Annotated in this window: 26 protein-coding genes; 9 read left to right on the top strand and 17 right to left on the bottom strand. The window is 60.3% G+C overall.

Going from position 1 to position 25,515, the window contains the following annotated elements; genetic code table 11:
• Positions 1-44 precede the first annotated feature (44 nt).
• The 4 genes from D3870_RS13595 to D3870_RS13580 all read right to left on the bottom strand — a co-directional run bounded on the left by D3870_RS13595 (position 45) and on the right by D3870_RS13580 (position 6,981).
• Positions 45-1,589 (bottom strand): DUF1254 domain-containing protein, encoded by a 1,545-nt coding sequence (locus D3870_RS13595; protein WP_199710646.1) that lies wholly within the window; start codon positions 1,587-1,589, stop codon positions 45-47.
• A 132-nt stretch (positions 1,590-1,721) separates the two neighbouring features.
• On the bottom strand, positions 1,722-2,198 hold the full coding sequence (locus D3870_RS13590) for a hypothetical protein (RefSeq protein WP_119739875.1): 477 nt from the start codon (positions 2,196-2,198) through the stop codon (positions 1,722-1,724).
• Between the two features lie 485 nt (positions 2,199-2,683).
• On the bottom strand, positions 2,684-5,803 hold the full coding sequence (locus D3870_RS13585) for an efflux RND transporter permease subunit (protein WP_119739873.1): 3,120 nt from the start codon (positions 5,801-5,803) through the stop codon (positions 2,684-2,686).
• Positions 5,800-6,981, bottom strand: a complete 1,182-nt coding sequence (locus tag D3870_RS13580; protein ID WP_119739872.1) for an efflux RND transporter periplasmic adaptor subunit — start codon at positions 6,979-6,981, stop codon at positions 5,800-5,802. The genes D3870_RS13585 and D3870_RS13580 overlap by 4 nt, the downstream gene beginning before the upstream one ends.
• Before the next feature lie 109 nt (positions 6,982-7,090).
• On the opposite strand from D3870_RS13580, the gene D3870_RS13575 reads away from it, so the two are divergent.
• From D3870_RS13575 to phbB, 3 genes are all read left to right on the top strand, one after another.
• Positions 7,091-7,567 (top strand): MarR family winged helix-turn-helix transcriptional regulator, encoded by a 477-nt coding sequence (locus D3870_RS13575; protein WP_158590462.1) that lies wholly within the window; start codon positions 7,091-7,093, stop codon positions 7,565-7,567.
• A 346-nt stretch (positions 7,568-7,913) separates the two neighbouring features.
• The gene (locus D3870_RS13570) at positions 7,914-9,089 is read left to right on the top strand and encodes an acetyl-CoA C-acetyltransferase (protein WP_119739868.1); all 1,176 of its coding nucleotides are present in this window, start codon (positions 7,914-7,916) and stop codon (positions 9,087-9,089) included.
• 73 nt (positions 9,090-9,162) lie between these two features.
• Positions 9,163-9,903 (top strand): acetoacetyl-CoA reductase, encoded by a 741-nt coding sequence (gene phbB / locus D3870_RS13565; protein WP_119739866.1) that lies wholly within the window; start codon positions 9,163-9,165, stop codon positions 9,901-9,903.
• 196 nt (positions 9,904-10,099) lie between these two features.
• Here phbB and D3870_RS22360 read toward each other — a convergent pair whose 3' ends face one another.
• Positions 10,100-10,507: a hypothetical protein gene (locus tag D3870_RS22360; protein ID WP_158590461.1), complete on the bottom strand. Its 408-nt coding sequence runs from the start codon at positions 10,505-10,507 to the stop codon at positions 10,100-10,102.
• A gap of 99 nt (positions 10,508-10,606) precedes the next feature.
• On the opposite strand from D3870_RS22360, the gene D3870_RS22105 reads away from it, so the two are divergent.
• Both D3870_RS22105 and D3870_RS13555 read left to right on the top strand, forming a co-directional pair.
• Positions 10,607-10,858 carry a hypothetical protein gene (locus D3870_RS22105; protein WP_147375797.1) on the top strand — a complete coding sequence of 84 codons (252 nt, stop codon included), beginning with the start codon at positions 10,607-10,609 and terminating at the stop codon, positions 10,856-10,858.
• A 42-nt stretch (positions 10,859-10,900) separates the two neighbouring features.
• Positions 10,901-11,617: a hypothetical protein gene (locus D3870_RS13555; RefSeq protein ID WP_119739862.1), complete on the top strand. Its 717-nt coding sequence runs from the start codon at positions 10,901-10,903 to the stop codon at positions 11,615-11,617.
• 12 nt (positions 11,618-11,629) lie between these two features.
• On the opposite strand, the gene D3870_RS13550 is transcribed toward D3870_RS13555, so the two are convergent.
• From D3870_RS13550 to D3870_RS13525, 5 genes are all read right to left on the bottom strand, one after another.
• Positions 11,630-11,848, bottom strand: coding sequence for an RNA-binding S4 domain-containing protein (locus D3870_RS13550; RefSeq protein WP_119739860.1), 219 nt, complete (start codon positions 11,846-11,848; stop codon positions 11,630-11,632).
• 4 nt (positions 11,849-11,852) lie between these two features.
• Positions 11,853-12,143 carry a hypothetical protein gene (locus D3870_RS13545; RefSeq protein WP_119739859.1) on the bottom strand — a complete coding sequence of 97 codons (291 nt, stop codon included), beginning with the start codon at positions 12,141-12,143 and terminating at the stop codon, positions 11,853-11,855.
• Positions 12,144-12,231: 88 nt separating this feature from the next.
• The gene (gene ypfJ, locus D3870_RS13540) at positions 12,232-13,104 is read right to left on the bottom strand and encodes a KPN_02809 family neutral zinc metallopeptidase (RefSeq protein ID WP_119739857.1); all 873 of its coding nucleotides are present in this window, start codon (positions 13,102-13,104) and stop codon (positions 12,232-12,234) included.
• A gap of 119 nt (positions 13,105-13,223) precedes the next feature.
• Positions 13,224-13,595: a SirB2 family protein gene (locus D3870_RS13535; protein WP_119739855.1), complete on the bottom strand. Its 372-nt coding sequence runs from the start codon at positions 13,593-13,595 to the stop codon at positions 13,224-13,226.
• A 335-nt stretch (positions 13,596-13,930) separates the two neighbouring features.
• On the bottom strand, positions 13,931-14,383 hold the full coding sequence (locus tag D3870_RS13525) for a hypothetical protein (RefSeq protein ID WP_147375796.1): 453 nt from the start codon (positions 14,381-14,383) through the stop codon (positions 13,931-13,933).
• A 327-nt stretch (positions 14,384-14,710) separates the two neighbouring features.
• Here D3870_RS13525 and D3870_RS13520 point away from each other — a divergent pair, with 327 nt between their 5' ends.
• The gene (locus D3870_RS13520; protein WP_119739849.1) at positions 14,711-14,965 is read left to right on the top strand and encodes a hypothetical protein; all 255 of its coding nucleotides are present in this window, start codon (positions 14,711-14,713) and stop codon (positions 14,963-14,965) included.
• 62 nt (positions 14,966-15,027) lie between these two features.
• Here the strand turns inward: D3870_RS13520 and D3870_RS13515 are convergent, their stop codons facing one another.
• The 3 genes from D3870_RS13515 to D3870_RS13505 are packed head-to-tail and all read right to left on the bottom strand — an operon-like array spanning position 15,028 to position 16,309.
• A complete protein-coding gene (locus D3870_RS13515) occupies positions 15,028-15,651 on the bottom strand; it encodes an alpha-ketoglutarate-dependent dioxygenase AlkB family protein (RefSeq protein WP_119739847.1) in 624 nt (207 codons plus the stop codon).
• Between the two features lie 14 nt (positions 15,652-15,665).
• On the bottom strand, positions 15,666-15,893 hold the full coding sequence (locus tag D3870_RS13510; protein ID WP_119739846.1) for a DUF1653 domain-containing protein: 228 nt from the start codon (positions 15,891-15,893) through the stop codon (positions 15,666-15,668).
• On the bottom strand, positions 15,890-16,309 hold the full coding sequence (locus D3870_RS13505; protein WP_119739844.1) for a PaaI family thioesterase: 420 nt from the start codon (positions 16,307-16,309) through the stop codon (positions 15,890-15,892). The genes D3870_RS13510 and D3870_RS13505 overlap by 4 nt, the downstream gene beginning before the upstream one ends.
• A 607-nt stretch (positions 16,310-16,916) precedes the next feature.
• Between D3870_RS13505 and D3870_RS13500 the strand changes: the two genes are divergently transcribed.
• A complete protein-coding gene (locus tag D3870_RS13500; protein ID WP_242489974.1) occupies positions 16,917-18,920 on the top strand; it encodes a diguanylate cyclase domain-containing protein in 2,004 nt (667 codons plus the stop codon).
• Positions 18,921-19,014: 94 nt separating this feature from the next.
• On the top strand, positions 19,015-19,458 hold the full coding sequence (locus D3870_RS13495; protein WP_158590459.1) for a host attachment protein: 444 nt from the start codon (positions 19,015-19,017) through the stop codon (positions 19,456-19,458).
• Between the two features lie 46 nt (positions 19,459-19,504).
• On the opposite strand, the gene D3870_RS13490 is transcribed toward D3870_RS13495, so the two are convergent.
• On the bottom strand, positions 19,505-20,425 hold the full coding sequence (locus D3870_RS13490) for an AraC family transcriptional regulator (protein ID WP_119739838.1): 921 nt from the start codon (positions 20,423-20,425) through the stop codon (positions 19,505-19,507).
• Between the two features lie 232 nt (positions 20,426-20,657).
• On the opposite strand from D3870_RS13490, the gene D3870_RS13485 reads away from it, so the two are divergent.
• Positions 20,658-21,545 carry a DMT family transporter gene (locus D3870_RS13485; RefSeq protein WP_119742105.1) on the top strand — a complete coding sequence of 296 codons (888 nt, stop codon included), beginning with the start codon at positions 20,658-20,660 and terminating at the stop codon, positions 21,543-21,545.
• 26 nt (positions 21,546-21,571) lie between these two features.
• Here the strand turns inward: D3870_RS13485 and D3870_RS13480 are convergent, their stop codons facing one another.
• From D3870_RS13480 to D3870_RS13470, 3 genes are all read right to left on the bottom strand, one after another.
• Entirely contained in the window at positions 21,572-22,750 is a 1,179-nt protein-coding gene (locus D3870_RS13480; protein ID WP_242489973.1) for a GGDEF domain-containing protein, read from the bottom strand.
• Between the two features lie 263 nt (positions 22,751-23,013).
• Positions 23,014-23,688: a general secretion pathway protein GspB gene (locus tag D3870_RS13475; protein ID WP_119739836.1), complete on the bottom strand. Its 675-nt coding sequence runs from the start codon at positions 23,686-23,688 to the stop codon at positions 23,014-23,016.
• A gap of 81 nt (positions 23,689-23,769) precedes the next feature.
• Entirely contained in the window at positions 23,770-25,437 is a 1,668-nt protein-coding gene (locus tag D3870_RS13470; protein WP_119739834.1) for an ExeA family protein, read from the bottom strand.
• Positions 25,438-25,515: the final 78 nt, after the last annotated feature.

The raw sequence follows: 25,515 nt of genomic DNA, 5'->3' as shown, positions 1-25,515 counted from the left end.
GGAGCGTAGTGCCGCAGGAGCACATGCCGGCCATCGTCCGGCGACTACTTCACTTCTTCAATCTCCCCGAGACGCCAGGTCTTGTCGAACCACGACTCGAGCGGGCCGTACAGACGGAAGATCGCGAACCAGCCCTTGCCCGGGACGGACTGAATCCAGTTGGCTTCCTTGCCCGCAGGCGCCTTGGGGCCGAAGTAGATGTCGACCGAGCCGTCGGCGTTGACGGCCAGCTTGTCGCGCTTGTTGTTCCTGCCGGGGAAGGGCTGGCTTGTCTGCAGTTCGGAACGCGTCTGCGGGTCGTACAGCACGACCGACCAGAAGTCCTTGGCCGGCGCGTTTGCGGGCACATTCAGCTTGTAGTTCTTCGCGCCGTCGAAGGGGTTGCCGGCCTTGTCGGCAAAGCCCAGCGCATACTGCGAACCCTTGCCGGGAATCTTCGCCACCATCGCGGGTGTGTTCACCGTGTAGCCGTAATAGAACATCGATCGAGCATCGAGATTGCGGCCACCTCTGCCTTCGTCGTCGAGGAAGCGGTAATCGGCGCCGCCGAAGATGGTCTGCCACTGACTGTTCGGATAGATCGCGTTGCGCGGATCGCGTCCGCGGAAACTGACCGCACGCGCGGTGGCGTTGCCGACCGCAACGGAGTCCGTGAGTATCTTCTTCATCCGTTCGTCGGGCGCGAACGGTTTGCCCTTGCGGATGCCGATCGAGGCGGCGAGCCCGCGCAGCTCGGGATCGATGAAGTCGAGCGGCTCTTTCTGGATGACATGATCCAGCTCTTTATAGAACTCGAAATCGTTGGCGTGGATCGTGTTGTACGGCACTTTCGAGCCGTTGAAGAACTGCATCTTCGGCGGGTTGCCCGCCTTGCTGAGAGGGTAGATCTTCACGCCCTCCCGGAACATCTTGGAAGCCGCATCCGGCTTGCCGTCCACGAGGAAGCCGCGCAGGACCAGAAGATTCACATACGACGGCGAGCGCGCGACAAAATATCCCTGCTTCGGCAGCTCGCCCTTGTAGCCGGCGGGAACGATGAGGTACTTGCCGCCCTTGCCCCGATCCGGGCCGGGGATGCCCATGTCGATCACAAAACGGAAGAATGCGTCGTTGACCGTGCCGGGTCCGGAGCCCGGAGGAACTTCGACGACAGTCGGGCCGTCGGTCTCCAGGTCGAGCATGGCCAGGCAATAAACGGTATCCGTGTTTCCTGTGAGTAGCAGTGGGTTGGAATCAAGCAATTGATCGAAGATGACAGCCTGGTTGCTCCTGGTCGCGCCCATTTCGGCATTCCCCAGGCGTATCGATTCGATTGATGCGGCGGGAATGAAGTTGAGAAAGACCTCGATGCCGCGGATGAAGTCGAGGTTGTCGTAAACCTTCTGCGTGGTCTCGGCGGTGGGCACGCCGTCCACGAAATTGAGCGTCCCGATGCGGGTCTGGACCGTGTCGGGCGTCATGATTTTCTCGGGAATCTTGTTGTTGAATCCGGGCGTGGGCGAACCGGCGGCTGAAGGTGCTTGCGCGAACGTGAGAGTTGCAAAAGGCGCGAGCACCAGCGCCATGATCGTTGCCATCGCTCTTGTCATTGCAATCTCCATTTGATTGATTTGTGCTGCCGTGCCGTTTGCACATCTCCGCGCCAGCGTGCCTGTGCATGCTGGCGTCCTTCTTCTTTCACTTCGACTTCAGTTCGAGGCTGCTTGACTGGCGCGATCAAGCTACTTGACGGTATAGCCGCGCCCTTCGAGGCACGCTGCGCGGGCTTGCTGGTAAGCAGCTGCCCCCGCATGCTGTTGCTGCGTGGCGGCTTGCTCCTGCTGGTGCGCCTGCGCCGCGTGCTGACGCCGGCTCTGGCCGCGCGCGGCTGCCGCGCCTGCGGCTGCGCCCGCACCGGCGTCGTCAGCGACGATTTCACCGACGATCGCACCCCGCGCCGCGCCGCGCACCCCCGCGCCCGGCGTGGTGCCGGTCGCTGTCGTCGGCGGCGGGGGGGCAGCCGCTACTGGCGGCGGATTGGCCGGGTCGTACTTGCTCTGCTGCACGGCCCAGGTGTGGCATTGGCCTTCATCCTTTTTTTGTTGTTCCGGCGACTGGCCCTTGGCCGGATAGACAAATGATTGTGCCGAGACACTGCCGGCAAACATCGCCGTGAGGAGCAGCGCCGAGATGCCGCGTGCATGCTTCATGGTTCGCATCGCTTTTCTCCTTCTACGTTGCAAGCAGGATCTGGCCGTGGAACGCGGCAGCGCGCAACGAATCGGTTCGAAATCGCCCGTTGTCCGGGCAGGTAATGCCAAGCGGGAAAGGAATCGCGATTGCTCCGGTACGGAAACATGACCGAGCTTGTGTTCGCAATCCAAATTCGCAATCCAATCTTGTTGGCGCGTCACCCTGATATTTGACTGCTCATTTGACAGGATCGCGTGCGCCGTTATGCGCTGCGGCGGCTGTTTTGCAATGTCGTTTGATCAGACGCAAGCCGCACAGGGTTTGGTCTTCGGGGCCGTCGTCAGCCACGCTGACGACATGGGGATCGCCGCGCTGCGGCAGGCGATCCCCATGTCACGTTGAAAAGATGGTTGCCGACAATCCGCGCAACAAAGTACGCACCGGCGAGTGATGCGGTGCGCCGACCTTGACGGCGCCATTCCGGAAAAAATTCAACAGCCTGCGACGCTGATCAGCTGCCGTACAACTGCCGCACTTCCGCTTCCTCGCGCTTTTCCTCTTCTATGCTTTCCGTCAACGGCCCGTTGCCGCTGAAGCGATCCAGATAGAGGTAGATCACCGGCGTGATGTAGAGCGTGATCACCTGCGAGAACAGCAGGCCGCCGACCACCGCGAGGCCGAGCGGCTGGCGCAGCTCCGCACCCGCGCCCAGCCCCAGCGCGATCGGCAATGCGCCCATCAGTGCGGCGAAGGTGGTCATCATGATCGGGCGGAAACGCAAGAGGCAGGCCTGCCGTATTGCCTGTTCCGGCAGCATGTGCTGGTTGCGCTGCGCGTCCAGCGCGAAGTCGATCATCATGATCGCGTTCTTCTTGACGATGCCGATCAGCATCAGGATGCCGATGGTGGCAATCAGTGTCAGGTCCTGGTCGAACAATCGCAACACCAGCAACGCACCGACCGCTGCCGACGGCAGGCCGGCAAGGATGGTCAGCGGGTGGATGAAGCTTTCGTACAGCACGCCCAGCAGCACGTAGATCACCAGCAGCGCGACCACCAGCAGGATCGCCTGGCTGCTCTGGGAGTCCTTGAATACCGCCGCGTCACCGCCGTAGGTGGCGATCACGCTGGACGGCATCTTCAGCTCGGTGCGGTATTGCTCGATCTTCGCGGTCGCATCGCCGAGCGGCACGCCGGGCGCGAGATTGAACGAGATCGTGATCGCCTGCAACTGCCCCTGATGGTTGATCGACGTCGGGCCGACCGTCCTGTTCACGGTGGCGAAGCTGGTCAGCGGTACCAGGTTGCCGTTGCCGGCGCGTACGTGGATCTTGTCGAACGCGCTTTCGTCGCGCTTGAACGGTTCCGCCACTTCCATGATGACCTGATAGTCGTTGCTGCTGGTGTAGATGGTCGACACCTGCCGTTCGCCGAATGCGCTGTACAGCGCGCTGCGCAAATCCTGCATCTGCACGCCGAGCAGGTTCGCCTTGTCGCGGTCGATCTGGAGCGAGGCTTGCAAACCCTTGAGCTGCGAATCGCTGGTGACGTCGCGGAATGCCCGATCGTTGCGCAGCTTGTCGAGCAGCTTGCTGCTCCAGTCATTCAGCTCTGCCGGACGCACGCTCTGCAGCGTGTACTGGTAGCGGCTCTTGCTGGCGCGTCCGCCCAGTTGCAGATTCTGGATCGGGCGGAAGTACACGGCGATGCCGGGCACGGCGCGCACCTCGTTGCGCAAGCCTTCCAGTAGCGTGCTCATCTTTTCGCGTTCGGCGCGCGGCTTCAGGTTGACGAACATGCGGCCGGTGTTCTGCACATTGTTGCCGCCGCCGATGGACGATGCGACGCTGGCGACGTTCGGGTCGGCGGTGATGATGTCGGCCACCAGCGCCTGCTTGGCCTGCATCGCTTCAAACGAAATATCCTCGGAGGCTTCGGTCGTGACGCTGATCTGGCCGATGTCCTCTTCCGGGAAAAATCCCTTCGGAATCGTGATGAACAGATACGCGGTCAGCACGAAGGTCAGGAGCGCCACCAGCAGCACGAACGGCCGATGCCGCAGGCCCCAGCCCAGCGTCTTTGCATAGCCGTTCAGCGTGGCGTCGAAGGCGTGCTCGAAGCTCCGGCTGACGAAGTTCGCGCGGTGGCCGTGATCGCTTTTCAGGTAGCGGCTGCACAGCATCGGCACCAGCGTCAGCGACACCACCGCCGACACCAGGATGGCGAGCGACACCACGACGGCGAATTCATGGAACAGCAGGCCGATCACGCCCGGCATGAAGAAGATCGGGATGAACACCGCCACCAGCGAGACCGAAATCGAGACGATGGTGAAGCCCATTTCCTTCGAGCCGAGCAGCGCCGCCTTGAAAGGCTGCATGCCGTTCTCGACGTGGCGCACGATGTTTTCCAGCACAACGATCGCATCGTCCACCACCAGCCCGACCGCGAGCGTGATGCCGAGCAGCGAAATGTTGTCGAGGCTGTAGCCGAAACCGTACAGCAGCGCCACCGCGCCGATCAGCGACACCGGCAGCGAGAGGGTGGGGATGATGGTGGCAACCAGCCGCCGCAGGAACAGGAAGATCACCAGCACCACCAGCGCGACCGTGATGCCGAGCGTGATGTTGACGTCATGCATCGCTTCACGGATCGACATCGAACGGTCGTTGAGCAGATTGATCTGGATCGAGGCCGGCAGCTGCGACTGGAAGCGCGGCAGCATCTGGCGCACGGCGTCCACCACGGCGACGGTATTGGCGTTCGGCTGGCGCTGGATTGCGAGCACGATGGAACGCTCGCCGTTATAGCGGCTGGCGGTCTTGACGGATTCGTAACTGTCCTGCACCTCCGCCACGTCGCGCAGCCTGACCGGCGTGTTGTTGCGGCTGGCAACGATCATGTCGGCGAATTCGGCGGCGCTCTTCATCTGCTGGTTGGCCTGGATCGTCAGGGTCTGCTGCGGTCCGTCGAGCACGCCGACCGGCGTATTCGCATTCGCCGCCTTGATCCCCGCCAGCAGCTCGTCCAGTGACATGTTGCGCGAGGCGAGCAGGGCGGGATTCACCTTCACCCGCACCGCAAAACGCTTCTGGCCGTAGATGTTGACCTGCGCCACGCCGTTGAGCGTGGAAAGGCTGGGCGAGATCAGGTTTTCGGCATAGTCGTTCAGCTCGGAAATATTCAGCGACGGCGAGGTCAGCGCCAAGAGCAGCACCGGCGCATCCGCCGGATTCACCTTGCGGTAGGACGGCGGCGTCGTCATCTCGGTCGGCAGCGAACGCTGCGCCCGGAACAATGCTGCCTGCACATCGACCGATGCTGCATCGATGTCGCGCGAAGGATCGAATTCCAGCGTGATCGAGGTCACGCCCAGACTGCTGGTGGAGCTGATGAGGTTGAGTCCGGCGATGGTCGAAAACTGCTTTTCCAGCGGCAGCGCCACCGCCGCGGCCATCGTTTCCGGACTCGCTCCTGGCAGTGACGCGCTGACGTTGATGACCGGCGTGTTGTAGCTGGGCAGGGCCGCGACAGGGATTTTCATGTAGGCCAGGATGCCGGCGACGACAATCGACAGGCTGAGCAGCACGGTCATCACCGGCCGCCGTATGCAGAGCTCGGATAGATTCATGATGCGCTCTTCTGTGTGCCCTTGGCGCCGATGTCGTTGCCGCGATCGTTGCCGTTGTTGCTCGCTTCCGCTTCCCTGACCTTGGTGCCGGGTCGCAGATTCTGCTTGCCGTCAACCACTACCCGTTCGCCCGCCTGGATGCCCTTGACGGCGGCCTGCGTGGCGAACGAATAGAGCAGTTCGACGCGGCGCGGCTGCGCAGTCTGGTCGGCCCCGACCGTGTAGACCGACTTGGCATCGATGCCGGTGATGATAGCGGACTGCGGAATCACGATGGCGTTGCCGAGCTCGCGCACGACGGTATTCACCGCGACATACTGACCCGGCCAGAGCAGATGCTCCGCGTTGGGGAAGATTGCCTTGACCTTGATCGTGCCGTTCTGCGTGTCGACCGTGTTGTCGATGAAACTGAGCTTGCCTTCGAGCTGCGATTGCGCGCCCTGCACCTTGGCATGGACCTTGACATCGCCCGTCTTCTGCGCGGCCAGCAGCGCGTTCAGTTCGGTTTCCGGCAGGGTGAATGTCACCGCGATGGGGTCGAGCTGCGAGATCGTCACCAGCGGCACGGCCGTGGCCGTCGGCTGCACCAGGCTGCCCGGGAACACGGCGATCACGCCGGCGCGTCCGGCCGATGTGGCGCGGATGCTGTCGTAGCCGAGCGCCACACGCGCCGCTTCGACCGCTGCCTTGTCCGCCTGCAGTGCCGCGCGCTGCGCCTCGACCTGGGTTTGCACCGTGTCGGTCGCGCTTTGCGCGATGAAGCCCTTGGCCAGCAATTCCTTGCTGCGCGCCAATTGGCGTTCCAGATCGGCGAGGCCGGCCTGGTCCTTCGCCAATTGCGCCTGCGCCATCTGCAGATTCACGCGGTCCGCGCGGTCGTCCAGCGAGAAAAGCAGGTCGCCCGCTTTCACGAACTGACCTTCCTTGATGTGCACCTTGGCAACCACATTCGTCACCTGCGGCCGGATTTCGACGCTGTTGAGCGAACTGACATAACCGTTCGCATCGAGCCGGATCGGTACATTCATCTGCTTGGCGCTGACGGTCGTGACCGTTGCCACGGGCGTCTTGGTTGGTGCGTTGGCCTCGGCGACCGGATTCTCCGCCTTGAGAAAATACCAGCCGGCAACACCGACCACCACGATGCCCGCGAGGGCAGCGACTATCTGTTTCTTCATGAAATGCTCGCCATAAGAGTATGTAGACAGCAACGGCGTCCGGTAATTCGGCACAGTGCTGATATAGTTAGCTATGCAAACTATATCAGCACCGGCATATTCTTGCTCCATGGACACCAATACAGACAATCTCAATTTCTCCGGCAGAGCGCCGTCCGCCAACGTGCAGGAAGAATTCGGCATGACGATCGGAAACGTCAGCCGCTTGTGGCGCGACCGCGTGAATCAGCGGCTCAAGCCGCTCGGCTTGAACCAGTCAAAAGGGCGCGCCTTGCTGTACTTGTCGCGGGTGCCGGACGGTGTGACGCAAGTCGATCTGGCGCGGGTGTTGGGCATCGAAGCGCCGACCGTCACGCGCCTCGTCAAGCAACTGGAAGACGCAGGCTGGCTCACGCGGCGCACATCGCCCGAAGACGCGCGGCGGAAGATGCTGCATGTCACAGCGAAGGCAAAAAAGATCATCGTGCGGATCGACGAGGAGATCCGGCAGTTGCGGGCAGCAACCGTCGGCCGCCTGACCAATGAACAGGCCGCCGCCGGCCTCGCGGCATTGCAGGCGACGCAGCGCTACCTCAGCGAACTGTAGGGCGCATGATTGTGCGCGGACGCAGGGATGCGTCGCGCATCGCGCTTGCCAGCACGCGTTTGCCAACCCGTTTTCGGGCGGGCTTTTCTGTCGGCCGTCCAATCACGCATGACATGCTCACATTGTCAGATTGTTATGACATAATCGCCGACCATGCCAATGCGGAGCACGCGATTGCTCTCAGGAAGCATTGACATTCATCAACATCCAGACCGCACGCATCCCTATGATGATTTCCTCGGATTCGATCCGGATTCGGTGACGAATCAATAATGCTGCGGTCAAAGCAAACAGATGTTGATTCTTGTGATGATCGGTTTTTACCAAGTCCTTGAGGGAGTTTGAAATGAGTGATGTCGTAATTGTTGCCGCCGGACGTACTGCTGTCGGCAAATTTGGCGGAACCCTGGCCAAGGTCGCCGCATCCGATCTGGGTGCGCATGTCATCAAGCAGCTGCTCGCCAAAGCGGGTGTTGCGCCGGACATGGTCAGCGAAGTCCTCATGGGGCAGGTGCTGACGGCGGGCGTCGGGCAGAACCCGGCACGCCAGGCGCTGATCCGCGCCGGCCTGCCGGACATGGTGCCGGGCATGACCATCAACATGGTGTGCGGCAGCGGCCTGCGCGCCACGCATCTGGCGGCGCAGGCGATCAAGGCCGGCGACGCCGAGATCGTCATTGCCGGCGGCCAGGAAAACATGAGCGCGTCGCCGCACGTGCTGAACAATTCACGCGACGGCATCCGCATGGGCGACGGCAAGCTGGTCGATACCATGATCGTCGACGGCCTGTGGGATGTGTACAACCAGTACCACATGGGCGTCACTGCCGAGAACATCGCGAAGAAATATGAGGTCTCGCGCCAGGAGCAGGACGAGTTCGCAGTCGCTTCGCAAAACAAGGCCGAAGCGGCGCAGAAGGCCGGCAAGTTCAAGGATGAAATCATCCCCTTCGAAATCCCTTCCAAGAAAGGCTCCGTCGTGTTCGACACCGACGAGTTCATCAAGCACGGCGTCACGCTGGAAGCGTTGTCCGGTCTGCGCCCCGCATTTGCGAAGGACGGCACGGTCACGGCAGGCAACGCCTCCGGCCTCAACGACGGCGCAGCGGCGGTGATCATGATGTCGGCGAAGAAGGCTGACGAACTGGGCCTGAAGCCGTTGGCGCGGATCAAGGCGTATTCCTCCGCCGGCGTCGATCCGAGCATCATGGGAATGGGTCCTGTTCCTGCCACCCAGCTCTGCCTGCGCAAGGCCGGCTGGACGCATCAGGATGTGGATCTGATGGAAATCAACGAAGCCTTCGCCGCGCAAGCGATCGGCGTGAACCGCGAAATGGGTTGGGATACCAGCAAGATCAACGTCAATGGCGGCGCGATCGCAATCGGCCATCCGATCGGCGCATCGGGTTGCCGCATCCTCGTCACGCTGCTGCATGAAATGATCCGCCGCGATGCCAAGCGCGGTCTGGCCAGCCTGTGCATCGGCGGCGGCATGGGCGTTGCGCTGGCGATCGAGCGTTAATCCGGTATTGAACCGCAAGTTGCGCACGGCGCAACTTGCAATATCCGTTGTCAATTCAGAAGGGGAAGAAGACATGGCAAGAATCGCATTAGTGACAGGTGGTATGGGCGGACTGGGAGAAGCCATTTGCATCAAGCTGGCTGCACTCGGCTATCAGGTGGTAACTACTCATTCTCCCGGCAACACCAAGACCCAGGAGTGGTTGAGCGCGATGGAGCAGCAGGGCTACAAGTTCCGCGCCTATCCCTGCGATGTTGCGGACTACGATTCGGCGCAGCAGTGCATCGCGCAGATCACCAAAGAGATCGGCCCCGTGGATGTGCTGGTCAACAACGCCGGCATCACCCGCGACATGACCTTCAAGAAGATGGACAAGACGAATTGGGATGCGGTGATCAAGACCAATCTCGATTCCGTGTTCAACATGACCAAGCCGGTATGCGACGGCATGACGGATCGCGGCTGGGGACGGATCATCAACATCTCGTCGGTCAACGGGCAGAAGGGTGCGTTCGGGCAAACCAACTACTCCGCCGCCAAGGCCGGCATGCATGGCTTCACCAAGGCACTCGCGCTGGAAGTTGCGCGCAAAGGCGTGACCGTCAACACCATCTCGCCCGGCTACATCGGCACCAAGATGGTGATGGCGATTCCGGCTGAAGTGCTCGATAGCAAGATCATTCCGCAGATTCCGATGGGCCGTCTCGGCAAGCCGGAAGAAGTGGCAGGACTGGTCGCCTATCTCTCGTCCGATGAAGCCGCATTCGTGACCGGTGCGAACATCGCCATCAACGGCGGACAGCACATGTCCTGATCTTGTGCCGCCCGCATGCGTTGCATGAGGGCACGCAACAAGTCGCATTGCAAACTACGTCTCAACGCCGGTTCCCATCGCATGATCGGAACCGGCTTTTTTTCGTCTGCTTCCTTGCCGGACGATTGCGAATGTTCCTCTCTTGCCCGTTACAAACACATACAAATGCGTGGTCAACAGAATTTTCCATGCCTCGTTATACGAGGACGTAGAGATTTTCTACGGGCAAGCACAAGGACTTCAGCATGAACAAACTGATCGCTACCGTTATCGCTACCACCTTCGCCATGGGTACGGCCTTTGCACAAACTGCTCCGGCAGCGCCTGCCAAGCCGGCTGCCCCGGCAACCGCACCGGCTGCGACGCCTGCGACACCGGCAGCAGCCAATGCCGATGCACCCAAAGCTGATGCACCCAAAGCCGACACCAAGGCTGCCGAAGTGAAGAAGCCGAAGAAGGCCAAGACTGCGACGAAGAAAACCAGCAAGGCAGCGCCTGCTGTAGCGGAGACGGCGAACGCGCCGAAGTAATCGGCTTGCCGTAAATTCGTGGCAAAGGCGAAGTGTTTTTCGCCACGAGCAATTCCGGAGTCGGCCATGTCCATGGCCGGTTCCGGAATCCGCATGAAGCAGCGTCGCACTGTGCCGACCTGCCGCATCCCCTCCTTGCATCTCCTCCTCATATCGCTGTGCCGGCATGCACGATGCAATCCGCGCCCGGCCTGATTGCCGTCGCCGCGACGTCATTGCAACCGTCCCCGAAATGGAATTTCGCTTTCCCGCCGCTGTCCGATGAAAACCCGCACCGGAACACGCACCGATTCGAACTAAATGTGCTTGTCGCGCATCTATTGTCCGTGGCGTGCGCAGAAATTGCAGCCGCCGCGCGGGAAATCATTGGTCGCCGGGGGAGTCTTCGCGGGTGCGGCGCATCCGGCTTTCCTTTAGCGAAATGAAATCTGCAATTTTTCAACCGGATACGTTTGCTGGAGAGGTTTATGCGGAGCGAGTACAACCACAAGTTCAATCCCGATCTTGTCGAGATGAACGAAAAACTGCGCAAGGATGTGATGCGCACCCTCGAAAATTATGGCGTGAGGCCGTTCTCCGAGTTGCCGGACATGACGGAAGCGGAGCGATCGAAATGGTTCTTCTGGAATCTCCACGAAAACCTCGATAACTTCCGCAAGCTCGAGCCGACGCTCATCGGGCAGATCATGTGCACGCAGACCACGGTGAGCGAGGGCCAGTCGATGGAGCCGAATAAATCGGTGATGGAAAAGCGGCTTGCCCTCACGTGCAAATGGCATATCCGGCTTGTCTATTCCGCGTTCCAGAATGAAGAGGCCCATACCATCGGTGAAGGTTCCGTCGATTTGCTGGTATCGGATTCGCCGCCGCTCAATCCGTCGCTGCGCAAGAACCAGAAAGGCTATCTCGATTCCGACAACTCGCTGTATCCGAACCAGCTGTTCCTGTACGGCTGGGTCAGCGAGGCGGTGTGGGATGAGTTGAAGCAGCACCTCTACAGCCCGAGTCCCAACTGCCAGACCGATATCCTGCTGCGCGATAACTACGTGTTCCCGGTGAAGGCCGGCTTCGATTTCGTGGTCGGCCCGCCGGGCTCGATCGGCATCACCAACCTCGAGTTCCGCGTGTCGTCCTATTCCGGAGAGCGCCGCACCAGCCGGCGCAGCGAGACATTGCCGAGGTAGGTTTTTCGAAGGCTATGCGGCGACGACCCGTATGCGGACGTCGCCCAGGCTGACCGTCTGGCCTGCGCGTATCTTGCAGGTCTTGCGCAACTCCTGTTTCCCGTCCACCGATACAGCGCCGCCGGCGACCAGCGCCTTGCCCGCGCCGCCGCTGTCGCAAATGCCTGTCAGCTTGAGCAGTTGATTCAGTTCGATGTATTCGCCGTCGAGAGTGAAGGTCAGTTGTTGCATGGGATTATCGTTGTGCAGAGTGCGTTTGAAGGAGTTGCGTTGCCTTGTCGAGCCACACCGCGAGGCTGGCTTGCAGGTCTTCCTGGCTGAAGGAACAGCTTTCCTCGGTGAAAAGACTGCCGGATTCCAGTCGCTCCAACAGGTCTTCCATCACGGTGCCGTAGCGCGGCGGTAATTGTGCAAGCAATTCCTTCTGTGCGCGCCATGTCCGGCAAAAGTCGGCAATCGTAATTTGCTTGTGCTGCAGGCCGGCCAGCGCGTCGGCCAGTACTTGTAGAGCGGGATCGTGGGGCATGACGAAAGCGGACCAGGGTCGGCGATGGAGGGAAGAGGGCGGCATTCTATCAACATCTCGTTGACGGCGTTGAAGCAGTGACAGCGTTTCAAAGCTGGCGCGCCTCGAAGGTGTTGCATGCCTTGATGTCGCCGCTCTCGATGCCGCGCTTGAACCAGCGCACACGCTGCGCCGATGTGCCATGCGTGAACGAGTCCGGCACCACCTGACCCTGCGCCTGTCTTTGCAAGGCATCGTCGCCGATGGCGGTCGCCGCGTTCAATGCGGCCTCGACATCGCCGGCCTCGAGAATGCTGCGCGCGCGATTGGCGTGATAGGCCCACACGCCGGCAAAGCAGTCGGCCTGCAATTCGAGCCGTACCGACAACGCATTCGCCTGCTTCTCGGACATGCGCTGCTGCGCGTCCTGCACTTGTGCCGAGATCCCCATCAGGTTCTGCACATGATGACCGACCTCGTGCGCGATCACATAGGCTTGCGCGAATTCGCCCGAGACGCCGAAGCGCTGCTGCATCAGCCGATAGAAGCCGAGGTCGATATACACCTTCTGGTCGCCAGGGCAATAGAAGGGGCCGCTCGCCGTCAGGCCGGTGCCGCAGGCGGTCGGTGTCCTGCCGGAAAACAAGACCAGTTTGGGCTTCACGTAGCTCGCGCCGCTTTCGCGGAACAGTGCCGTCCATGTGTCTTCGGTATCGGCCAGCACGGTGGAAACAAACTTCGCCATCTGATCGTTGGCTGGAGGGCGCTGCGCCGGCATCTCCTGTACCTGCGGCACCGGGTCGCCGCCGCTCAACATGCTGAGTACGGTCAGGGGATTGATGCCGAGAAGCCATGATGCGATCAGCGCGATGGCCACCGTGCCCAGTCCGATGGAACGGCCGCCGAAACCGAAGCCGCCGCCCCCGCCACCACCGCGTCGATCCTCGACGTTATCGCTTTCGCGATTGCCTTCCCATTTCATGTCTTGTCTCCAGCCGAAGCGAACATTTTTTCAGCATAGACGGTTTGGGCAAGCGAGGGACCATAAATGCGCGCCACGCATGCGGCGCAACAAGTAGTCACCATGCTTGATGTGCGGCATTACACGACATGGCGTGTCACTGCCACCGTCACGATATAGCCGAATGCAAGCAGCGCGCCGATGAACGCTGCGATGCGCACCGATTTCGTCCGCCCTCTCTTGAGCGCGATGGTGCCGAGCACGATGTAGACCACCAGCGCCAGCAGTTTCGCTGTCAGCCAGTTCTGCGCAAAGGGATACTGACCGCTCCACACCACCAGGATCAGCGCAAACACGAGCAGCAAGGTGTCGATGACGTGCGGCACGATCTTCACCCAGCGCCGTTGCAGCATCCCCGAGTCGGCCAGCATCCACAAGCCGCGCACGAAGAAGAGGATGCCGCTCAATGCGGCGAAGGTGACGTGGAGATGCTTGACAGCGAGGTAGCTCATGGGAAATGTTCAGTCGGATTCGGGTTGAGGGAATGGGCCGTGTGCATGCCGGTGCACGAGGCGCATTCTAGTATCCTGAGTTAGAAATTCGCTACATAAAAGATGACGAGAATCGCACCGATACTGCGTCAAAAATGCTCGCAAGGCCTCGGCCTTGCTGTGCTTTTTTCCTTGTCTCGTCGCGATTTCATCACTTTTATTTGCAACGAATTTCTAACTCAGGACACTAGCGCGCCACTCACTGCGGGGCATCGCGCAGGCGCAATGAAGAAACGGGCGAGCGTTTTGCCGCTCGCCCGTTTCTTCATTGCCGGAATCATGCTGCGTCACGGGCGTCAGTGATCGTGATGGCCGTGCTTGTTGTGTTTGTCGTGATGCTTCTCGTGCTTGTCGTGGTGCTTCTCGTGATGCTTTTCCTTGTGCTTGTGCCCGTGCCCGTGCTTTTCACGCCAGGGGCGGCCATAGCGCTCTTCCACGTAGACATGCTTGACATACGGGCGCGACGAATCGAGCGTGATCGAGACGCCGCCATTGGACGCATTGACTTGAAAGCGGGAAGGCAGATTGATGCCGGCTTGCCAGTTGCCGCCGTTGAGCCAGAACCAGCTGCGACTTTGCGGCGCGTAATACACCTGCTGCGCGGGGTAATACACATAACGATATTCACGCGCTTCCCTGGCGCGGTGCCCGTGCGCCGGCGCCCATGACGGTGGTTCGGCCTGTGCCGGGAGTCCGAGGCCGAGGCCGACCGCGAACAGAAGCGCGGCGGCGAGATGCTGCTTTTTCATTTGGTCTTCCTTTTGACTGTCCGCATGCACAACGAGGTCGTGTGCAATCGGCCTTCACATGGTCGCTGAATTTCCCTGTACGCAGGGAAACATCTTGTGGAGGAATGTAACGACCTTCTGCGAGGTGGCAATCAATTCAACATGTTACGCAAGCGGCGGTTACAAGTTGTTGCATTGCAGGTGTGAGCACATGCATGTCGGCGTATTCGCGGCATGCATTCCCGTAATATTCACAAACAATATGACTGATATGTGAAACTTAAATTTGAATTATAACTCTCTCGTTCCTACACTGAGTACAGGAAATCTTTTGAAAAGGAATCGAACATGTCTGCATTGCTTATTTCGCAACCCTCCCCGGTCCGTTCGTACGTCGCCAACGTTGGTCACGCCGGACGCGCGCTGATTGCTGCATTGCTCGGCATCGGCGGTGGTGCCGCAACGGCCGACAACCACGTTGCCGGCGACACGGATGCCCAACGGCTGTCGCTGTTTCGCCTGTACAGCCTGGCCAGCCCTTACGATTCGGTCATGCCGGATCTGGCGCAGGAACTGCGTTACATCGCTACGCGCGCCAACTGATATCGGTAAAACGGCGGGACCGTGTCTTGCGACGGGGTGTGCTGCGCGAGGCGGAGCAGGACTTATCTTGCCGGGACGATATGCCGGAAGGTGAGGTTGATGCGTGCGTCCCTGGAGACGCTTTCCTTGTCGACCGCGTGACGCCAGAATTTCTGCGTGGTACCGGCCATGACCAGCAGGCTGCCATCGATGAGCGTCAGCGAGATCGGCTTCCCGGTTTTCCTGGTCCGATGGCGGAAGTGGAAGATGCGTGCCTCGCCCAGACTGAGTGATGCGATCACCGGCTCGGGGCCGAGTTCGGCTTCATCGTCGCTATGCCATCCCATGCCGTCGCGCTCGTTCCTGTATAGATTGAGCAACACGCTGTTGAAGCGGTGGCCGGTGACCTGTTCGATATCGCCCTTGATGCGCAGCAGGGTGGCAGTCCATGGATGCGGTTCGAGCGTGATGCCGGAATACGAATAGCGGCTGCCTGCATCGCCGTACCATGCCGAGAGTCGCGGTTGCAGATGTTGTTGTCCCCACAAGACGATTGTTTCCTGACGCCACGCGATTTCATCCAGCAGCACGCGCATGTGCTGTGCTGCAAGCGCCGGACCGTAGAACCTGCGCATGAACCTCACGTCGGCATCCGCCATGGGAATGGTTTCCAGCAGCGGTACTTCGTCGAAAAGCTCTCCGTTCATGCTGCTTCCCCGCCTCAGGATGTCACGCGCGCAAAGCGCGGCACCTGCTTTCCATCCACGATCACGTTTTCAAGAAACATCTGCGCATTGCGATGCACCAGCTGCGGCCAGTCGGTGTCGTACAGCGGACGGTAGACCACGCATACTTCGCCAGTCTCCGTATTCTTCGAAAGACCCAGCACGAAATAATTCCTGCCCTTGTAATGCCGGTACACGCCGGGAGTGATGTCGGTGTTCGTCATTTCGGCCAGAGCACCATTTGCGTGCAGCGGAACGTCGCCAGCAGCTTGCCGGTATCGCGGTGCGTGACATGCGCATCCCATACTTGCGTGTTGCGGCCGAGGTGCACCGCCTTGGCTTCGCAATCGATCACCCCTTCGCGCGTCGTGCCCATGAAGTTGCTCTTGAGCTCGATCGTGGTGAAGTTCGACGCGCCTTCCGGCAAATTCGCGAGGCAGGCGTAGCCACAGGATGTGTCGGCCAGCGTGACGACGGTGCCTGCGTGCAGATAGCCGTTCGGTGCGAGATGGAATTTTTTCACCGACAGTTCGGCGCACAGGGAATTGCTGCCGACTTCGTTGATGACGATGCCCATGTGTTCAGGCAGATGATCCTTGCTCCTTTGATTGAAGAGGTCCGCGGTGATCTTCGCTTGCATGGGATGGTCCTGTTCCTGAGGGATGATTGAAAGGTCTGGAATGATTGCGTCAATCATTGCTGCCCGCTTGCGAGTGCAGGTACGTGCAGGTACGTATGACGCTCCAATGATGCCGTTTGCGACAAAACCAATCTTGCCAGAACTTCAGCACTGATGCAGAACGCATACACCTTCACGATTCCATATTAATTTTCCGGTCTCGATGACGGATAATTCGCGCTCTTTCAGGGAAGGGAATGGCATGTCCTTGCGTGCGCATTACGGACGATTGAGTCTGAAATTGAAACTTGCTCTTTCAGTAAGCAGCGTCATGCTGGTGATCGTTATCACAACGACAGCCCTTGCACTGTGGATCCTGCATAACGATATCTATCGCAGTGCGTCGGATGTGCAAAATGTCTTGATTGAAAGCGCCGTCAAGGATCTGGACGAGAAGATTTTGCTGCGAAAGGAAACGCTCGCATTGAATGCAGGCGTCCTGATTCGCGATGTGTTGCCAAATTCACGAGAACTCGATGCCCATTTCGTTTCACGGCCCGCGATAAGAAGCATGTTCGATGTCATATTTGTTGCGGACAAAAACGGAAAGATCGTATTGGATATGCCGATGCGTCATGGACTGCGCGGCAGCTCGATCGCGCAACGGGAGTACTTCAAGACGGTGATGGCGACAAACGCGCCTGTGATTTCCGAACCGATTTCGGGGAAGGCGTCTTTTGAGCCGAGCATCGTTTTTGCCTCTCCATTGCGTAATCCGGATGGGAAGGTGATTGGCATGCTGGGCGGCATTCTGTATCTTTCCAAGCCCAATTTCCTGAGCGCCATGGGCACTGCCCGCATAGGTACCGACGGTTATTTCTATCTGGTCACCAAGGGAGGCAATCCGACCTTCATCATGCACGCCGAGCGCGACCGTATCATGACGCGGGCGCCGGATGCCAGTGTGAACCCGCATCTTGCGCAGGCGCTGCAGGGATTCGAAGGCACCGTCGAAAGCGTCAACAGCCGCGGCCTGGAGGCATTGTTCAGCTATCGTTCTCTGCGTTCGGTTCCCTGGGTGCTGTCAGCCGTATATCCGACTGCCGAAGCGTATGCAGCGATGCGTCAGAGAGACTCGCAGATTCTCGGCTTCGGCGTATTGCTGGCATTTGTGTGCGGCGCCGCGATTTGGTGGTTCGCAGGAAGATTGCTCGCACCGCTGGATCAGTTGCGCAATGCGATGCAGGCCAATGACGGCACCAGCGACGCACTGACGGAGGCGGCCCGCGTGGAAAGCAGGGAGCTGGCGGAAGTGATCCATGCCTATACCACGCTGATGGAGAACAAGCTTGCATCCGAAGCGGCGCTGCGTCAAAGCGAGGACAGGATACGCGGCATCATCATGCGCGCGCCGGATGCGTTCATCGGCATCGATGCACACGGCATCATCACGGCCTGGAATCGGCAGGCCGAGGAAACCTTCGGCTGGGACCGCGACGAGGTGATTGGAAAGAATCTCGCGAATCTGCTGATTCCCGAAGCGATGCGCGAGCGCCACAACGCCGGCATGGCCGGATTCGTCGGTACGGGACAAGGTCCGGTGGTCAACAACCGCGTCGAGGTGATGGCGCTGCATCGCAACGGCATGGAGATTCCGGTGGAATTGTCCGTGGTGGCGGTCAGGAACGGTGACAAGTATGTTGCCAACGCCTTCCTGCGCAACATCAGCGAACGCAAATCCGCCGAACAGAAACTCGCCGCCAGCGAAAAGCGGCTGCGTGCCATCACCGACAATCTGCCGGTGCTGATTTCCTATCTTGACCGCGAGCAACGCTACCGATTTATCAATGCCACTTACGAGAGCTGGTTGAACATCGATGCGTCCCGCATCATCGGCCGCCGTATCGGCGAAATCGTCAGCGAGAACTGGTACGAGCAACTGCGTCCGCACATGGAACAGGCCTTGGACGGCAATGCCGCCAGATTCGAGATCGAGACAGAGACCGGCGGCATCATGCGGCATCTGCAGACCATCTATATCCCGCATCATGAGGAAGACGGCAGCGTGGCTGGCGTGTATACCCTGACCACCGATGTGTCGGCACTGAAGGCAGTCGAAAAGCAGCTGACCTTGCTGGCCCGCTTCGATTCCCTGACCGGCTTGCCGAACAGGCGGCATTTCGACGAGAAGCTGAACGAGGCGATTGCGCGCAGCGACCGCACCGGCAATCCGATGGCGCTGATGTACCTGGATATTGACCACTTCAAGGAGATCAACGATACCCTTGGCCATGCAGCCGGCGACGACATCCTGAAACAGTTTGGCGGCCGCTTGAAGGACAGCGTCCGCGTCACCGACACGGTGGCGCGCCTCGCCGGGGACGAGTTTGTCATCATCCTGGAAGTTCTTCGTACCGTCGAGGAGGCGGAGTTGGTCGCGCGCAAAATCGTGCTGGCAATGTGCAAGAACTTTGAAATGGAAAATGCTTCCTTGCAGGTGACAACCAGTATCGGCGTTGCTTTCCGCGAGCGCAAGGATTTGCCTGCTGCGGAATTGCTGGCTCTGGCCGACCGCGCCTTGTATCAGGCCAAGGATGCGGGGCGTAATACGTTCCATGTTCTGACTTCATAGCGGCTGACCGGTAAGGCATTTGTTTCGTCGATATGGTCGAACGAATGGAATCGAGCGCATGTCGAACAAGATTATCCTTTCCAAGGAGATCCAGATGAAAACGACTTGGATAGTCGCCGCCGACAAAAGCCGGGCAAGAATTTTCGAAGTGCAAGGTGTCCAGCAGAACTTTCGCGAAATCGAAGACTTCATCAATCCGGCGGGGGACATGGAGCAGAAGGATCTGCTGTCGGATGAGAGAGGCCACTTCAACGGAAATGGACGGGCGCAACAGGGAAGCGATGCCCAGCCGAAGGTGGACGCCGTGCAGCATGAAACAGAATTGTTTTCCAGGCAGTTGAGCGACTATCTGGACAAGGCGCGCATGGAGCACCGATATGACAAGCTGTGCCTGATCGCCTTTCCGAAATTCCTTGGATTGATGCGGCAAAACCTGAGCAAGGAAGCGCAGAAGCTGGTGCAGGACGAGATGTCGAAGGATATCTCGTGGTTCAATGCGCGCGACGTCGAGGACTATATCAAGACCCGGCTACATTAAGCGTGCTCGAAAGTGCGCTCGAGCTGCGCATGTCAGTTGCTCGAATTCAATCGCTCGTCAGCGCCTTGCGATAGCGACTGGGCGCGACGCCCGCCGCGGCGCGAAAGCGATGGCTGAAATGGCTCAGGTCCGCGTAGCCGCAGGCAAGCGCGATCTGCTGCAATGACATGGTGCCGGTCTTCAGCAACTGCTTCGCGCAGTCGATGCGGCGCTCGGCGATCCACGCATGCGGTGGCATGCCGAACGAAATACGGAACATGCGCGCGAGGTGGTATTCCGACATGCAGGCAATGTGCGCGAGCATGCCGAGCGTGATGCTGCGGTCGAGATGCGCCTCGATGAATTCGGCCAGCCGCCGCCGCACCGCGGGCGCGAGGCCACCCTTGAGCCGGAGGTCGCGCCGCTGCGATGACTGCGATTTCAGCAGTTCGCTCAGGATGGCGTGCGTGATTTCATTTGCCTGCAGCAGCGCATCGGCGCCTTGCCACGGCACTCCTTCAAGCCGCTCGCACAAGCTCGCGATGCACGGATGCGCGAAATAGGTACGGTCGGCCAGCGTCAGTTCGCGTGGTTCGCGGTCGAGTTCGGTGACGGCGCGCCGCGTGAAGTGCTGCGGCAGAAAATAGACATGCAGGAAGCGCAGCGTGTCGCGCACCATCCAGTGCGATTCATGATTGTCAGGCAGCGTGCAGAGGCGTCCCGGGCTGCCGTACATGCCGGGCATCTGTTCGCGCTCGGTGCGATAGCCGCCGGCGAGATAGCAGGACAGGGTATGGTGGCCCGGCTGGATGTACGACGTCAGCTCTTCGTCGGTTTCACGCCGCCAGATGGCGATCGCCAGCTCGTCGCCAATCCACGCGAAGCGCTCCATCTCGGCATTGGTTCCGCGCAGCGTCTTGAATACCGAAGGCGCAATGGCCGCCGTTTGCGCGGGATGCGGGCTGCTGTCAGGGTACTGGCATGGCATGGTCGCGCGGATTGAACAGTGATTGGCGGGAAATCGACTGTATCACTTTTGCATGCGCACGGATGAACCGTCCCCATGCTGCGGAAAACAAGCGCAAGAACGGACAAGCACCGGCGCACATCCGCGCATTCGCCGCCGCGCCTTGCGGCCGCATCCGAACAATGCCGCAATTTCAGACAAACGATCCGGCCCGAATCGGCGCATGCTGCATCTTTTTCTGCAGAGTGACGACATGAACGGCTTCCTTTACCTTCTGACCGTGCTGATCTGGGGCACCACATGGATCGCGATCAAATGGCAACTGGGCGAGGTGCCGCCGCCGGTATCCATCGCGTACCGCTTCTGGATTGCCGCAGCCGTGCTGCTGGCGCTGCTGGCCATCATGCGCAAGCCGCTGTGGCCGCCACGACAGGCTTGGCCCTATCTGGTGGCGCAGGGCATCACGCTGTTCTGCTGCAATTTCCTGTGCTTTTACTTCGCCAGCCAATGGGTGCCGAGCGGGCTGGTCGCGGTGGTGTTTTCCACCGCACCGCTGTGGAACGCGCTCAATGGCCGGATCTTTCTCGGGCGTCCGATAGAGGGGACGGTGGTATTCGGCGCGGTGCTTGGATTGGCCGGCATCACCTTGCTGTTCCTGCCGCAAATGCAGGGGCACTGGAGCGATGGCGGCATGCTGTCGGGACTCGGACTGGCGCTGCTGGGCACGCTGTTTTTTTCCACCGGCAACTTGCTGTCCTCCCGCATGCAGACGCTGGGACTCACGCCCTGGTTGACCAACAGCTGGGCGATGCTGATCGGCGCGTCGATCCTCGGCACGGCCAGCCTTGCACTCGGCCTGCCGTTCGTGCTGGAGTCATCGGTGCGCTATCTCGGCTCGCTGCTTTACCTCGCGATCCCCGGTTCGGTCATCGGCTTCACCGCCTATCTGCTGCTGGTCGGACGCATGGGGCCGGAACGGGCCGCCTACTGCACGGTCCTGTTTCCGGTGGTCGCGCTCACGATATCGACGTTCTTCGAAGGGTATCAATGGACGCTCGCGGCATTCGCGGGATTGGCGCTGGTCTTGACGGGCAATCTGCTGACCTTTTTCCCGTCCGGCATGCGCAGGGCAGCGGCCTGACGGCGGGAGGCGGGCAAGAAGGCTGACTAAGCAGTCGCCGCCAGGTCTTGCCGGTTGACGGCTGCCATCGAATAGCAGTTCCGTCCCGCCGCCTTGGCCTTGTAGAGTTCGGCGTCCGCCTTGCGGATCAGGCCGGCCCACGAGCATTCGCGTTCGTCGGCAGCCAGCGTGGCAAGGCCGATGCTGATCGTCACGCTGCCGGCATCCGGAAAGTTGTGGTGGCAGACCGCGCTCACCAGACGTTCGCCAACGACGGGAAGGTCGTCTTGCTCCATGCCGGGCAGGATGATGCAGAATTCCTCGCCGCCATACCGTCCCGCAAGATCGATGCCGCGGCATGTGCGCGTGAGGACTTGCGCGACTTCGACAAGAACGCGGTCACCTGTGTGGTGGCCGTGCTTGTCGTTGATCTGCTTGAAAAAGTCGATGTCGACGAAGGCGACGGCAAGCGGCCGCTTCATGCGGAGCGCCACCGACACTTCGCGTTCGCCGGCGGCGACGATAGCGCGCCGATTGAACAGGCCAGTCAGGTCGTCATGCGTGGCCAGATGGTGCTTGTCGGCGACGATGCGTTCGAAATACAGCAGCAGCAATCCGAACGACAGCAGCATCGTCCCGGCGGTCGGTATCAGATACGTCAACGTGATCGACAGCAGGGAATTGGTCGTCGGCAGCGATACTGCGTACTTGAATGCCATGATGGAAAAGCGGAAGACATAGTCTATGCCCAGCAAGACCACCGCGCCCAGGCTCAGCATGCTTGCAAAGGTGTGACGCTTCTGGCTCGTCCAGATTTCGTGAAAATAGAGAATCAGCAGCGACAGCATCACTGCCGAAAGCAGGATGACGCGATGCCTGGCAGGCGCTTCCTGCAGAAGCAGTGCGCAATAGACGACGAAGAAGATTGCGGCGATGATCCAGCCGGCATAACCCAGCGGTTTTTTGTAGAAGGCCCGGATGCCGGACCACTGCAACACGACGCCGAGTATCAGTATGCTGTTGCCGATGATCAGTAGTGCCGGACGCGGTGCGCCGCCATTCAGGACGGTGATCAGGATGCCGGTACCGATGGAGAATCCCGAGAGGACCCAGTAGCGCGTACATTTTTCGCTGGGCGTCGCGAAGAAGATGCCGGTCATGATGACGGCCACGCACAATTGCACCAGGATCAGCGCGGTGCCCGCAGTCAAAGCATCCAGTTGCACAAACCATCCTATCTTGTTGCGGAATACGCCCCTACCGTGCTGGTCACGGCTGGCTGTATTGTTTCCTGACAGATATGGAAACGATACAGTATTTTCTACTTGATGTTGCAACTCGCGATCACCAAATGGTTCGCGCGGCAACAATTCGCGCGTCTGGTTGCATGTCTATTGATTAACGAATTTGTTGCAGGCAATGGCCGCCATCAGGCACAAACGCGACTTGTCCGCATTTTTTCCGACGTGGATGGCCCGCCGGGCTTCACTCAATAGGAAGTCCTGTACCGATATCCCTTGTAATTGAGCACCATGCCGCTTGGCGTCAGCTTTTCCAGCGTCAGATCGGGGGCGATCTGGTCGCCTTCATGCAGCAGTTTCTGATTGATCAGCACCGTGCGGTCCGCCTTGTTGGAGGAATAGATGTAACCGTTGGTGGTCAGACGGGGAACTTCCCGTTGAATGCTCTCCGGCAGTTCGCGCAGCGTGACGACCGGCGGTTCATTTGCCGCAGGAGTGTCCGCTGCCGGTTTTGATTCCTTGACGACTTTCGCCACTGGCTGTGGCGCAGGCTTTTTCTCGGCAAGCGCGGGTTTCACCGATTTCACCCTGGCGGGTGGCGGCGGAGGCGTTTCCTTTGCTGCCACTGGCGGTGCGGTGTGCGCTGGCGCAGCAGGCGCGGTGGCGACCTGCGGCAGGGGCGGGTTCGGGGCCACAGGCATGGGGGCGCTCGCCCCCGGCGGCACGGGCGCGCGCCATGGCTGGAGCAGGGCAAGCGCACCGGCCGCTGCCAGGATCGCGAGCGTCGCCCATGACCATGGCGTGCGCCAGGCGGATCGGTCTGCCGACGGTGCGGCAACAAACGGCTGCGCGTGCAGATTCGGTACCGCGCCCAAGCTGCGTTCCGCTTCCGCTTTCTTCAATGCGTCGAGGATGTAAGACATGATCAACCTGTTTCGTCAGGGCGCTGCGCGAAAAAAGCCGTGCGGCTGTTTTCGGTCTGCACGCCGAACAATATTGGAAAACTAATGCGGTGCATCTGGCTGCACATCGGTCGTGCCACGCAAGCGCGGTTCATTCAGCACGGCCGCATGATTGAGATGCATGAACGTGACCGGTCCGATCACGCCATCCGCGGTCAGTCCGCGCGCCGTCTGGAACTCGCGCACTTGCGCGGCCAGCCGGTCGTCGAAGGGCTGCTCTTTCGCCGGCTCCTTTGCACCATCTCGCTTTGCCAGTTGCGCGGCAACCCAGTCCACAACCGCACCGCGATCGCCGGATTTCAGCACGCCGCGAAACGCGAACGGTTCGCGCCACAATGTGACGAACTCGCCGTGAAAATGCCGGTTCAAGGCATCCAGCGTCAGTGTTTGCGTCGCGTCGCCGGCGCGGATGTCGGCGCTGGTATCGGTCAGGCCGGTCAGCAGCACGTAGTACGGCTGGTTCTCGCCATCGTGCAGGGTCAGTATGGCGGGGCGGTCCAGCTGCCGCAGCTCGCGCAAGCCCTTGGTGCTGCGCAGGCAGTGCAGCCTGCTTTCGGCTGCGGACTTGCACGGATCGCCATCGTCCAGTGTCACGTCCCAGGCTTGAGCCAGCAGGAGGTAGGCGTCTTTCTCGCTGCGCAGGCCGGCCGGCGGTTGTGCCGTGCCTTGCGCAGCCGATGCCTGTACGGTGCCAGCGATCGGCCTTGATCCGTCTTGCGGTGCATCAGGCGCGTCCGTGACGACCGTCGGCGGCCCCGATCCGGCGCCCGATTTCTTGACCCAGCGTATGTCCATGGTCCATGCCAGTGCCGCAATGACGGCGGCACCGGCGATCAAGCCGCCCGCCACATGCGGCCAGCGATTGACGCGCACCGCGCCGTCCTTGCCGAATACCTCGGCGGCGGCCTTGCCGATGATGCGGAAATCGATGTCATGCCTGCCTTCCGCATATGCACCGAGCATGGCGCGGTCGCACAGCAGATTGATGCGGCGCGGCACGCCCTGCGTGATCCGGTGTATCTGCCGTGCCAGCCGTTGCGGAAACGGTTGCGCATTTGTCAGCCCGGCGATCGACAGCCGGTGCTCGATGTAGCTGGCGGTTTCCCGCTCCGACAGCGCGGTGAGGTGGTAGCGCGCGATCACGCGTTGTGCAAGCTGCTTCAACTCCGGCTTGTCGAGAATCGCGCGCAATTCCGGCTGGCCGATCAGTATGATCTGCAGCAGCTTGCGCTCGTTGGTTTCGAGGTTGGTCAGCAGGCGCAATTGCTCCAGCACGTCGGCCGACAGGTTCTGCGCCTCATCGATGATGAGCACGTTGTTGCGGCCTTGCGCATGGGCGGCAAGGAGATGCTCCGTGAGCGCATCGACATAGTCCTTGATCGTTGCAGCAGCCGCATCGCCGTGCACGAGGCCGCTGCGGACGATGCGGAATTCATCGCAAATCGATTGCAGCAGCTCGTCGACCGTCAGCTTCGGATTGAAAATGTAGGCGACGTTGCAGGTTGACGGCACCTGCTCCAGAAAGCAGCGGCAGACCGTCGTCTTGCCCGCGCCGATTTCGCCGGTCAGCAGCACCAGGCCGCCACCGCTGTTGACGCCATACATCAGATGCGCCAAGGCCTCGCGATGTCCGTGCGTCATCAACAGATAGCGCGGATCGGGCGCGATCGAAAAGGGGGCTTGCCTGAGATTGAAAAAATGGGTGTACATGGCGCATCAATATTGACCTGATGGCAAGGCTAGCATAACCGCTTGCTGTGCCGCCATGCCGTACGACAAACTTTTCAT

It is taken from the genome of Noviherbaspirillum cavernae, assembly GCF_003590875.1.
Classification (GTDB): domain Bacteria; phylum Pseudomonadota; class Gammaproteobacteria; order Burkholderiales; family Burkholderiaceae_D; genus Noviherbaspirillum; species Noviherbaspirillum cavernae.
This window is presented reverse-complemented; position numbering and strand designations above follow the sequence as displayed.